We start from the raw sequence: 11973 nt of genomic DNA on the forward strand, positions 1-11973 counted from the left end.
CGGGCTGAGATCGCTGCCGGTCTGGGCGATGCCGATGATCGGCTTGCCGGACCGCAGCTCCTCCAGGCTCAGCCCGAAGTTCAGATACCGCTCCAGATACAGCGACGTCATGTCGATGTTCAATGGATTGTCGAACCACGCGCGACTGCGCAGCGTCCGGGTACCGCGCCCGGTCCCATCGTCGATCTTGGCCATGGCCGCAGCCCTCTCCCAGCCGGCTTCGATGATAGCGGTACCAATAAAGCGTTGACGCTCGCAAGCGGATTATGCTCAGACATTTGACGAGAGCGTCGGCACGACGCCGGAGGAGGGGATCGCAATGCTCGTCACGGTGAAGGCCGCCACTCGTCGCACCGCGCTGATCGCCGCGCTGACGCTTGCGCTGCCGGTTTCGGCCGCGGCGCAGGACGCCGAGCCGCAGGCGGCGACCGCGACGCTCCATGCCGACCGCCCCGGCCCGGTGATGAACCGCCAGGTCTTCGGCCAGTTCGCCGAGCATCTCGGCCACGGCATTTATGGCGGCGTCTGGGTCGGACCGGGGTCGAAGATTCCCAACGAGGCCGGCTATCGCCGCGACGTGCTCGCCGCGCTCAAGGCGATCAAGGTCCCCGTCGTGCGCTGGCCCGGCGGCTGCTTCGCCGACGAATATCACTGGCGCGACGGCATCGGCCCGCGCGCCAAGCGCCCGATCAAGATCAACACGAACTGGGGCGGGGTGAACGAGGACAACGCCTTCGGCACCCAGGAATATATGGGGTTCGTCGAGCGATTGGGGGCGGAGGCCTATCTCTCCGCCAACCTCGGCAGCGCGCCGCCGAGCGAGACTGCGCAGTGGCTCGAATATCTCACCGCGCCGACCGGCTCGTCGCCGGCGAAGGAGCGTGCGGCGAACGGCCATCCCACGCCGTTCCCCGTCCGATATGTCGGGCTCGGCAACGAGCTGTGGGGCTGCGGCGGCAACATGACCGCCGAATACGCCGCCGCCGAGATCAATCGCTATGCGCAGTTCGCCAAGGTCCAGTCGGGCAAGACGCTGAAGATCGCCGCCGGGCCGAGCGACGCCGATTATCATTGGACCGAGGTGCTGATGAAGCAGTCGGCCAAGTACATCGATGGCCTGTCGCTCCATTACTACACCCGCCCGCGAATGGCGACGTGGGAGGACAAGGGCGCCGCCCTCGGCTTCCCCGAGCACGAATGGGCGACGACGATGAAGAACACGCTGGCGATGGACGAGTTCATCACCAGGCATTCGGCGATCATGGACCAATACGATCCCGAGAAGACAAAGTGGCTGGTCGTCGACGAATGGGGGACGTGGTACGATCCCGCGCCGGGCAGCAATCCCGGCTTCCTCGTCCAGCAGAACAGCCTGCGCGATGCAATCGTCGCCGGGCTCAACCTCAACATCTTCGCGCACCATGCGGACCGGGTGAAGATGGCGGCGATCGCGCAGATGGTGAATGTGCTCCAGGCGATGCTGCTCACCGACGGCGCGAAGATGGTGAGGACGCCGACCTATTGGGTGTTCGACCTCTACCAGCCGTGGCAGGACGCGACGACGCTGCCGGTCGAGTTGACCTCGCCCTGGTATCACGAAGCCGAGGTCGCGGTGCCCGCGGTCAGCGTGTCCGCGGTGCGCGACAAGGCGGGCCGCGTCCATGTCGCCTTCGTCAACCTCGACCCGAAGCGGGCGATCCCCGTGTCGGTCGCGCTCGCCGGCGTCACGGCGAGCAGCGTTTCGGGCCGGGTGCTAACGGGCGCGGCGATGGACGCGCACAACGACTTCGACCGGCCGGACGTCGTCACCCCCAAGCCCTTCGCGGGCGCGCTGGTGGCGAACGGCGCGCTGTCGGTGACGCTGCCGGCGATGTCGGTGGTGGTGCTCGACCTCGATTGACAGGGGTGCGGGGCGGCGCCGACCAGCGGGGTCGGTTCGGTCGCCCTCGCGCTCGGCAGGTCCGGGCGCTACTTGGGCAGCGGTGCGCCGCCCTCGGCGGTGAACTCGGCCGACCGCACGGCGACGCCCGTCCCCGGCTGGCCCGAACCGACGCTGACGCGGTAGCGCCCCGCCATCACCTGCCGCGTCCCGTCGAGCGCGACCGCGCTGAGGTCTCGCGGCGACAGGTCGAAGGTCACCGGCCGCGTCTCGCCCGGCTGGAGCGTCACGCGCTGGAATCCCCGCAGCGCCACCCGCGGCGCGCCCGGCACGTCGGGGAAGTTGAGGTAGAGCTGGACGACCTCGTCGCCGACGCGCTGGCCGGTGTTGCTCACCTCGGTCGACACCTGCACGCCCCCCGCCGCGCCGCCAGCTGCGGGCATCACGCCCAGCGGCGCATAGCTAAAGCTGGTGTAGCTGAGGCCGTAGCCGAAGGGATAGACCGGCTTGCCCGTGAAGTAGCGATAAGTCCGCTCCTTCATCGTATAGTCGTCGAACGGCGGCAGATCGTCGACGCTGCGGTAGAAGGTGAGCGGGAGCCTTCCGCCCGGATTGACCCGGCCGGTCAGCACGTCGGCGATCGCCGTCCCGCCCGACTGGCCCGGATACCAGGCCTCGACGATCGCCGCGGCATTGTCCTTCGCCCAGGCGAGGTTGATCGGGCTGCCGTTCATCGCGACGACGATCAGCGGCTTGCCGGTCGCCTTGGCGCGCTCGAGCATCCGCAGCTGCTCGGCCGGCAGATCGAGCGTCGTCTTGTCCCCGCCCTTGAAGCCGGGAACGTCGAGCCCCGTCTCTTCCGCCTCGAGATCGGAGGTGAGGCCGACCGCGGCGACCAGCACGTCGGCGGTCTTCGCGGCGGCGTCGAGATCGGTGTCGGGCTGGGTCGAGATCCGCTTCCACACAAGGTCGGTGTTGCCAAAGCCGCGCGCGGTGGAGACCAGCCGCAGCTTGTAGCGGCGGCCCGCTTCGAGCGGCACCGACTTGAGCGTCGGTAGCGGGCTGAACCGGCCTTCGGGAATGTCGAGGAAAGTTTGGCCATCGAGCTCGAGCAGCCCGCTGCCGCCGATCCCCAGCCGGTAGGTCCCCGTCGCGGGCGCGACGAGGAATCCGGTCCATTCGGTGCGGTGATAATCGTCGACACGCGGCAGCGTCAGTCCGCGCGCCGCGACGTCGGGCTCGCGCTGCGTGACGACCGGCTTCGCCTGATAGCGTAGCGCCTTCATCGCCTCGCGATCGGTCCCCGGTGCGAACGGAAGCTTGGGCGGCACGACCGGGTTGTAGTAGCGCGCGAGCAGGCCGGGCTTGCCGTCCGGGGTCAGCAGCGCGCTCGTCGGTACGCGGTCGCCGTCGGTGATCGTCTCGCCGAAGGGGACGAGCGTGACCGAGGCGACGCCGGGCGCGCGGCGCAGGCCGTCGACCACCGACACCGGCGGTGCCGATTGCGTCGAGGAGTAATTGCCGCGCAGCACCCGCGTCGCGTCGCCGAGCGGGCCGATCACCGCGACGCGCAGGCCGGGCTTGAGCGGCAGCACGCCGTCGTTCTTGAGCAGCACCATGCTCTTCGCCGCTGCCTCGCGCGCGAGCGCGTCGTGCTCAGGGCCGCCGATCGCCGACACCGGCCCCGGCTTGGGCGCGACGGCGACGCCGGGAAGATCGCCGTTGCGGATGCGCGCCGAGAACAGCCGCACCAGCGTGCGGTCGATGTCGCCCACGGAGATCAGGTCGCGCTGTAGCGCCTCGCCGAACCTATCGGGCAAGCCGGCCATATCGCCGATCGTCTGCGTGTTGCACTCGTTGTCGACGCCGGCCTTCATCGACGCGGCGACCGCGGTCGCCTGGTCGGGCGCGTATTTGTGGTTGTCCGCGACGTCCTTCACCGCGTCGCAGTCGGACACGACATAGCCGGTGAAGCCCCACGCGCCGCGCAGATGCTCCTTGAGCAGCAGGTCGCTGGCGCAGGCGGGCTGGCCGTCGATCCGGTTGTACGCGCACATGATCGAGCCGGCGCGCCCCTCGACGATCGCGGCGCGGAAGGCGGGAAGATAGGTGTCCTCCAGGTCGTGCGGCGAGACGAAGACGTTGGCCGAATGCCGCGTCGATTCGGGGCCGGAATGGACCGCGAAATGCTTGGGCGTGGCGATGACCGCCGGCAGATCGGGGTTCGGCCCCTGCATGCCCGTCACGAAGGCGACGCCGATCGTCGCGGTCAGATATGGGTCCTCGCCATAGGTCTCCTGCCCACGACCCCAGCGCGGATCGCGGAAGATATTGATGTTGGGCGACCAGGTGTCGAGCCCAGTGCCGATCCGTCCGAGCTTGCCGGTCTCGCGGCCCAGGGTGTGGAGCGCGCGGACCTCGGTGCTCACCGCGCCCGCCACGCGGTTGACCAGGGGCGCGTCGAAGCTCGCGGCAAGCCCGATCGGCTCGGGGAAGTTGGTGGTCGGGACGGGGCCGATCGCGCCGTGGAGCGATTCGGTCCACCAATTATACGCGGGGATGCGCAGCCGCGGGATCGCGGGCGCGACATTGAGGAGCTGGGGCAGCTTCTCGGCGGTGGTCATCCGCGCGACGATCGCGGCAGCGAGCCGGTCGGCCTCGGCCTTGGTCGGCCCGGCGGGCTCCTGCTGCGCCACGGCGGGCGCGCCCAACCCGGACAATAGCGCGAACGCGATCGCCGTCGACGCGGCTGCGATTCCCAGAGTTCTGCGCACCACCTGCTCCCCTCCGATCCGTTCGGATTTTCTGCGCCGAGCCGGTGGACGGCTCCGCCTGCGGTGTTATGGTAGCGATATCAGCGAGCCGGGCAAGGGACGTTGGAGGGGGCGCGATGACCGTCAGGCGGAGCACGGATCTTGTTCGGGCGGCGCTCGTCGCAGTCTCGGTCGCGTCGATATGTCCGAGCAATCCCTCGGCCCAGGTCGCGACCAAGCTCCCGCCCGCCGCCGCCGCACCTGCCGATCCGCTCGTGCCGACCGGCCGCTGGTCCGCCAACACCCGCGGGGAAGCCACGCTGCCGCCGATGGGGTGGAGCAGCTGGAACGCCTTCTTCACCGACGTGACCGAGGAGAAGGTGCTCGCCTCCGCCGACGTGCTGGTGCGTTCGGGACTGGCGGTGAAGGGCTATCGCTACGTCAACATCGACGACGGCTGGTGGCGGCAGCGACGCCAGAGCGACGGGCGGGTCCTGATCCGCGCCGAGCGCTTCCCCTCCGCCGCGGTCGGCGGCGACGATCCGACGTTCCGCCCCTTCACGAACCGGCTGCACGCGATGGGGCTGAAGGTCGGCATCTACAGCGACATCGGGCGCAATTCGTGCGGGCAGATCTACGGCGGCGACGACGCGGCGAGCCAGCCGGTCGGCACCGTCGCCGAGCGCGAGATCGGGCTCTACGGCCATGTCGATCAGGACATCCGGCTCTATTTCGCCGACTGGGGCTTCGATCTGATCAAGGTCGACGGCTGCGGCGTTCGTGGCCTCCCCGCCAGCGATCCGAAGGTGATCGCCGGCAGGTTCCGCGCCTTCCCGCCGCTGATCGCGGGCGATTCGCTCGCGCGGACCGACGTGGCGGCGGTGCGCGCGCTCTACCAGCAGGTCGCGGATGCGCTGATCCGGCACAATCCGGACGGCGCGTACCTGTTCTCGATCTGCCTGTGGGGATCGTCGAACGTCCGCGCCTGGGGCAAGGACCTGGGCGGCGTCTCGCGAACGAGCGAGGATTTGTCGCCGAGCTGGGGGCGGCTGCTCCACAATCTCGACACGGTCAGCCGGCGCGAGCTCTACGCGCATCCCGGCACGTGGAACGACGCCGACATGCTGTTCCTCGGCAGTGGCGAGTTCGACAAGGATCACATGACCGAGGTGCGCTCGCACTTCGCGCTCTGGGCGATCGAGAACTCGCCGCTCTTCATCGGCTACGACCTGCGCAAGCCCTGGCCGGGGCTGCTCGAGATGCTCGGCAACGCGCGGATCATCGCGGTCAATCAGGACCCGGCCGGAAACCAGGCCTCGCTAGCCTTCGACACCGACGAGGTGCAGATCTACGTCAAGACGCTCGCCGACGGCCGCAAGGCGGTTGCGCTGTTCAACCGCGGCAGCGGCGCGGCCGACGTGACGCTGACCGCGCAGCACCTGGCCTTCACCGACGATGCGCCGATCGCGCTGACCGATCTGTGGACCGGCAAGCCCTCGCGCTTCACCAAGGAGCAGGGCTTCCGCCTCGCCCCGCGCGAGACTTTGATCTTCACCGCGGCCGGGACGCGCCAGCTGGCGAACGGGGTGTACCTGTCCGAGCAGCCGGGGAGCGTGAACCCGGCGGTCGAGGGGATCGAGACGCCCGAACCCGATCCGCTCGTCCACCGCGCGCCGCTGCCGTGGTTCGGGACGCGCCGCTCGGGCGACTTCCCGCGCTACGGCGGCTGGGGCGGGGCGCGGGTCAACCGCACGCCCTACGATCAGCCGCTAGTCGTCAAGGGGGCGGCGATGGCGCAGGGGATCGGCGTCCTCGCCAACTCGCGGCTCGAGGTCCGCAGCGCAGGCTACCGGACCTTCCGCGCGAAGGTGGGTGTCGACGACTCGACCGACGCCCCCGGCCGCAGCGTGACCTTCACCGTCTATGCCGACGGTCGCCCCGTCGCACGCTCGCGCCCGCTCAAACTGGGCGACGCGCCGCAGGAGATCAGCGCGCCGGTCGCGGGCGCGACAATCGTCGAACTCGTCGCCGCCAGCCCCGGCGCGGGCGGCTCGCGGCTGTCGGTCAACTGGGGCGAGGCGGCGTTGCTGAAATGAGGAGAGCACGAATGATCGGGGCCAATCGCGCAAGGCGAGCCGGCATGGCGCTGGCGTTGGCGGCCGCGTCGCTTACCACCGGCCTGCCGGCGCAGACCGCCGGCGACGTGGTCGAGAGGCTGCCGCCGCCGACCGGGCTGGCCCCGCATTTTGTCCGCGCCGCGCCCGGTGCGACGTCGCCTGACGTCGACGGGTTCCTGCGCCGCTGGCTGCTGCTGGAGCCGATCAGCAAGCCGAACCGCACCAACACGGTCTTCACCGCCAGCTACGTCCGCGCAGCACTCGACCCGGCGACCTACCCCGGCCGCTTCACCGCACTGCCCCGCGACGCCGAGGCCGCCGCCGCACCCGGACCGCCGCGCTGGCATGCGCTCGACGCGACCGGCTTCGACGTCCGCTTGTTCAACCTCGCGCAGGGTCTCGGCAAGCCGACCTATGGCGTGATCTTCTGGGCGGCGACGGTCGTGAACAGCCCACGCGAGATGGCGGGGGTTCGCTTCGCCGTGGGATCGAACTCGGCGTCGCGCTGGTGGCTGAACGGCACGGAGGTCGCCGGGCTGTTCGACGATCGGCGGATGGTGATGGATGACGTCGTCTCGCGCCCGCTGACGCTCCACAAAGGGCGCAACGTCCTGCGCGGGGCGGTCATCAACGGCCCCGGGCTAAGCGACTTCTGCGTCCGGTTCCTGGACGAGCGCGGGCGGCCGATCCGCGACATCACGATCAGCGTGCAGTGAGGAAGCCCATGAAGATCGCCGCCGCCGCGCTCGCACTCTCCCTCGCCCTCGCCGGCCCGGCCTCCGCGCAACTCGCCGGCGAGCCGTTCATCCACGATCCATCCACCGTCACCTATTCCGACGGGCGCTGGTGGACCTTCGGGACACGCGCGGGCGGGCTGGTCTCAGAGGACGGCTGGACCTGGCGTCAGGGTGGCGAGCGACCCGGCGGCGGTGTCGCGCCCGACATCATCAAGATCGGCGAGCGCTATTACGTCGCCTATGCGGTCGGCGGCGGCGGCACGAACGGCGGCCACGCAAGCGACGTCAAGATCATGTGGACGCTGTCGCTCGATCCGAAGTCCCCGAAGTTCGGCTATCACGACGTCGGCACCGTCGCGTCGAGCAACGGCGTCGAGACGAACGACGCGATTGACCCGGCCTTTCTCTACGCGGAGGGCCGGCTGTGGCTGAGCTACGGCACCTATTTCGGCTCGATCCGCATGGTCGAACTCGACCCCAAGACTGGGCAGCGCGTCGCCGGGAATCAGCCGGTCGACGTGGCGATCGACATGGAGGCGACCGCGTTGCTCCACCGCGACGGCTGGTATTACCTGCTCGGCACCCACGGCACCTGCTGCGACGGGCCGAACTCGTCGTACAACATCCGCGTGGGCCGCTCGCGTGCGGCGACCGGGCCGTTCGTCGACAACATGGGCGTGCCGCTGCTGCGCGGTGGCGGCAAGCTGGTCGCGGCAGGACGAGGGCGCCAATATGGCCCTGGCCACTTCGGGCTGATTGATCTGGGCAACGGCGTCGAGAAGATGTCGATGCATTACGAGGCCGACATGGATCGCGGCGGGCGCAGCGTCCTCGCGATCGCGCCGCTCCTCTGGCGGGACGGCTGGCCGGTCGCGGGCGAGAACCTGCCCGCGGGCGTCTACGAGATCGAATCGCAGCGCAGCGGCGGCGCGCTTCAGCTCGCGGTCGATTTCGTCCGAATCGACTTCGACGCTCGGCGCAGCTTCTTCGCCAAGCCCGGCGATCCGACCGGCGCGATCCCGAACCTGTCGCTGGCGCAGGACTCGGCGGCGTGGCCGGCGGGGCGGATCGGCGTCGACCTCGGCGATTATATGATCCGCCCGCACCAACGATGGACGATCACGCCCGTGCCCGAGGCGGGCGGCGCGTTCGGCGCGCCCTTCTACAAGATCGTCGTGGCGGGGACGGATCGGGCGCTCGCGGCGAACGGGGGTGAGGTGGTGGCGGAGCCCGCCTTCACCGGCGCGCCCACCCAAGTGTGGCGGATCGACCAGCTGATCGACGGCAGCTACCGGATCGCGCCGCGGAGCGATCCCAACTTGGCGCTGGTCGCGCTCGGGGCGAGCACTCCGATCCTCAGCCGTGCCGACGGCCTTGGTGATGCCGGGCGCTGGCGCTTTCGGTTGCCCTAGCGAAGCATCGCCGCCGAGCTCGGCCGCGGCTCCGCCGGGTCGGCACCGGGAAAGACCTTGAGGGGGCGCCTTTGACGCCCCCTCACCGGTCAGTAGCGCTCGGCGGTCGTCGACGCATAGCTGGCGCGCTCGCGATCAACCTCCTCACCCGTGTAGGCCGAAGCGTCGGCGTCGAAGGTGCTCCAGCCGCTCTCGCGGTAGGCGGCGCCGCGAGTCGAGGCGTCGACCGAACGGTTGCGGTCGAGCGCGGCTTCGGCCTCCGCCACGCGATCGTCCGGTACGCGCGCGCTCACCAGGGTGCCGCCGCGGCGGACACCTTCGGAATAGACGTTCGCCTCCTCATCGGTGTGCCCGGCGTTCTTGAGCGCGCCGACCAGGCTGCCGGTGGCCGCCCCGCCCGCCGCACCGATCCCGGCGCCGACCGCGGTCGCGGCGAGCCAGCCGGCGGCGACGATCGGACCAAGGCCGGGAATGGCAAGCAGGCCGAGGCCCGCAAGCAGGCCGCCCGCACCGCCGACCAGCGCTCCGGTTGAGGTGCCGCGGCTCACGTCGCCGTGGTCGTTCACGCCGTCATGATCGCCGACGCCATCCGTGCCGTGATGCCCATGGGCGTTGTTGGCGACGATGCTGACGTCGTCGTGGCTCAGGCCGAGCGCCTCGAGATCGCGGACCGCGGCGGTCGCGTCGCTATAATGGTCGAACAGGCGGGTGATGGTCTTCGACATGGGTGTTCTCCAAACGTTGGATCAATGGGTGGTGACGTTGCCCTTGTAGTCGAGCCCCACCGTCACCTTCGCGCCGCCCTTCATGGCGGTGCCCTGCCAGACGCCGGCCCGGGTCTTCACCAGCGCGCCGACGTTGGTGTAGCCCGCCTTGGCGATCCGCCCGCGGGCCTGCGCCTCGGTGAACGAGTTGCGTCCCTGGGCGGGGGCCGCGGTCGTGCGGGGCGAAGGATCCTTCACGGCCGGGTTGTGCGAGCTCGTGCTCGCCTGCGCGAACGCGCCTGTGGCCATGCTGGCCGCCAGCGCGACGGCGATGAACTTCTGGGACATTGGTCTCTCCTCTGTGGTCTCGAGCCGCGCGAAGCCGCGCGGCGTCGCTCGGCGTGCGCGTGAAGACGGTGGAGCAGACGGGATGCCGCGACGCGGCTCCCGCCCGCCCCGGCTCGCTCAGCGGACGCTGCCGCGGCGAAAGAGGTTGATGATCGCGAGCAGCACGATCGCGCCGAGCAGCGACACCAGGATCGACGGGATGCTGATCTCGCCGCTGGTGATCGGGACGCCGCCGACGAGCGGGGTGACGACGAACCCGGCGATCAGCGCGCCGACGATGCCGACGACGATGTTGAGGATGACCCCCTGCTGCCCGTCCGTCCGCATGATCATACTGGCGACCCAGCCGATCAGCCCGCCGACGATAAGAAGCACGATGATACCCATGACTGTTCCTTCCCGATTTGGTGACGGCGCAAGAAACGGGGGACGCGGTGCAGATGTTCAGATCGCCGCCGGTGCGGGATCGAACCGGTGGGTGCTGGAGCACCAAGGACGCTGGTACATCGCGCGGGAACACGCGCGGCTGCCGAGCGCTGGTGCCTTATGCCTCCAGCTCCTCCGGCTCACAGCCACCATCCCACGTTGCGCCATCTCGAACAGCTCATGGCGCAGCTGCTCGACGGCGTGATCCTGGTCGATCCGACCGGCGTCATCCTGAGCGCCAATGCGGCCGCGCTGGCGATGCACGGGGTCCGTGAGGTGGCGGAACTCGGGACCACCGCGGAGGACTATGCCGCGCGCTTTACCCTCTGGTCGCCGGATCACCGGCGGCTGAACCGCCGCGACTATCCGCTGTTCCGCCTGCTGTCGGGAGACCGCATCCCGGACATGGTGGTCGAGGTCGCCCCCGCGGGCGAGGACGAGGCGCGGTGGGTCCACCAGGTTCGCGACGTCAACATGGACGTGGACGGCGGCGAGCCCGACTATCTGGCGCTGGTCCTCAACGACGTGTCGCAGCGCTTCGACGCCGAGGCGCGGTTCAGGGCGATGTTCCAGGCCAATCCCGCCCCCGCGATCATCGTGCGGCTGCGGGACCAGCGGATCGTCGAGGCGAATTCGGGCTTCCTCGCCCTCACGGGCTTCGCGCCGGAGCAGCTGCTGGGCAAGACGATCTTCGGGCTCGATCTCCTCGCCGGCCTCGCCGACCCCGCGGGGACCCGTAGCCGGATCGAGCGCGGCGAGGTCGTCGCCCAGGCCGACGCCGAGCTGCTGGTCGCGGACGGCTCGCGGCGGCTGGTGCTGTTCGCCGGCCAGCCGATCGACGTGACGCAGGAGGACGCGCTGCTCCTCACCTTCGCCGATCTGGAGCCGCGGCGCCAGGCGCAGGTCGCGCTCGCCGCGAGCGAGCGCCACCTCCAGGCGGTGTTCGAGATGGCACCCGTCGCCATGGCCATCACTCGCGACGCCGATCATCGGATCGCCCGCGTCAACGCCGCTTTCCGCCAGCTGACCGGCCACGCCGGCGACCAGGCGATCGACCACACCGCCGACGAGCTGGCGCTGTGGGAAGACCGGAATCGGCGTGCCGCGCTGGAGGCCGAGGTCCGTGACCAGGGAAGCGTGCGCAACGCCGACGCTCGGCTGGTGTCGCGAACGGGGGTGCCGGTCGACTGCCTGGTCTCCGCCGAGACGATCGACGTCCAGGGGACAGCGTGCGTGCTCTGGGTGTACCAGGACGTGACCGAACGTCGCCGGAGCGAGGCGGAGCTGGGTGCCGCCATCGACGAAGTGCTGAAGGACGCCAGCTGGCTCAGCCGGTCGATCCTCGACAAGTTGGCGACCCTCCGGCGGCCGGCGGCGCATGCGGTCACGGTCGATCTCAGCCCGCGCGAGCGGGAAATCCTGGATCTGATCTGCGACGACCTCGACGACGCCGCGATCGCCGAACGGCTGACGATCTCGCGCAACACCGTCCGCAACCACGTCGCCCGGCTCTACGCCAAGATCGGCGTCAATCGCCGCAGCGGCGCCGTGGTCTGGGGGCGCGAGCGCGGCATGGGCACCCAGTGACGCACGGGCG

Annotated in this window: 10 protein-coding genes; 5 read left to right on the plus strand and 5 right to left on the minus strand. The window is 70.0% G+C overall.

Annotation, left to right across the window (positions count from 1 at the left end; translation table 11 throughout):
- Window positions 1–195, minus strand: a 195-nt coding sequence (locus tag AC4GYY_RS13395) for a hypothetical protein (protein ID WP_491121230.1), incomplete at its 3' end; no start/stop codon positions are given.
- A gap of 124 nt (window positions 196–319) precedes the next feature.
- Here AC4GYY_RS13395 and AC4GYY_RS13400 point away from each other — a divergent pair.
- A complete protein-coding gene (locus tag AC4GYY_RS13400) occupies window positions 320–1900 on the plus strand; it encodes an alpha-N-arabinofuranosidase (protein WP_491121232.1) in 1581 nt (526 codons plus the stop codon).
- Window positions 1901–1968: 68 nt separating this feature from the next.
- On the opposite strand, the gene AC4GYY_RS13405 is transcribed toward AC4GYY_RS13400, so the two are convergent.
- Complete coding sequence (locus AC4GYY_RS13405; RefSeq protein ID WP_491121233.1) at window positions 1969–4653, minus strand: glycoside hydrolase family 3 C-terminal domain-containing protein; 2685 nt, start codon at window positions 4651–4653, stop codon at window positions 1969–1971.
- A gap of 116 nt (window positions 4654–4769) precedes the next feature.
- On the opposite strand from AC4GYY_RS13405, the gene AC4GYY_RS13410 reads away from it, so the two are divergent.
- From AC4GYY_RS13410 to AC4GYY_RS13420, 3 genes are read left to right on the plus strand one after another with little or no spacing between them, the layout of a single operon-like run.
- Window positions 4770–6728, plus strand: a complete 1959-nt coding sequence (locus AC4GYY_RS13410; protein ID WP_491121235.1) for an NPCBM/NEW2 domain-containing protein — start codon at window positions 4770–4772, stop codon at window positions 6726–6728.
- A 44-nt stretch (window positions 6729–6772) separates the two neighbouring features.
- Complete coding sequence (locus AC4GYY_RS13415) at window positions 6773–7465, plus strand: acetylxylan esterase (protein ID WP_491121237.1); 693 nt, start codon at window positions 6773–6775, stop codon at window positions 7463–7465.
- An 8-nt stretch (window positions 7466–7473) separates the two neighbouring features.
- Window positions 7474–8898 (plus strand): family 43 glycosylhydrolase, encoded by a 1425-nt coding sequence (locus tag AC4GYY_RS13420; RefSeq protein ID WP_491121239.1) that lies wholly within the window; start codon window positions 7474–7476, stop codon window positions 8896–8898.
- An 89-nt stretch (window positions 8899–8987) separates the two neighbouring features.
- On the opposite strand, the gene AC4GYY_RS13425 is transcribed toward AC4GYY_RS13420, so the two are convergent.
- From AC4GYY_RS13425 to AC4GYY_RS13435, 3 genes are all read right to left on the minus strand, one after another.
- Window positions 8988–9623 (minus strand): hypothetical protein, encoded by a 636-nt coding sequence (locus AC4GYY_RS13425; protein ID WP_491121241.1) that lies wholly within the window; start codon window positions 9621–9623, stop codon window positions 8988–8990.
- Between the two features lie 21 nt (window positions 9624–9644).
- Window positions 9645–9950, minus strand: coding sequence for a hypothetical protein (locus AC4GYY_RS13430; RefSeq protein WP_491121243.1), 306 nt, complete (start codon window positions 9948–9950; stop codon window positions 9645–9647).
- 117 nt (window positions 9951–10067) lie between these two features.
- A complete protein-coding gene (locus AC4GYY_RS13435; RefSeq protein ID WP_491121245.1) occupies window positions 10068–10337 on the minus strand; it encodes a GlsB/YeaQ/YmgE family stress response membrane protein in 270 nt (89 codons plus the stop codon).
- Window positions 10338–10496: 159 nt separating this feature from the next.
- Here AC4GYY_RS13435 and AC4GYY_RS13440 point away from each other — a divergent pair, with 159 nt between their 5' ends.
- Window positions 10497–11963 carry a PAS domain S-box protein gene (locus AC4GYY_RS13440; RefSeq protein ID WP_491121246.1) on the plus strand — a complete coding sequence of 489 codons (1467 nt, stop codon included), beginning with the start codon at window positions 10497–10499 and terminating at the stop codon, window positions 11961–11963.
- Window positions 11964–11973: the final 10 nt, after the last annotated feature.

The sequence above is a fragment of the Sphingomonas sp. SP6 genome (assembly GCF_058313435.1).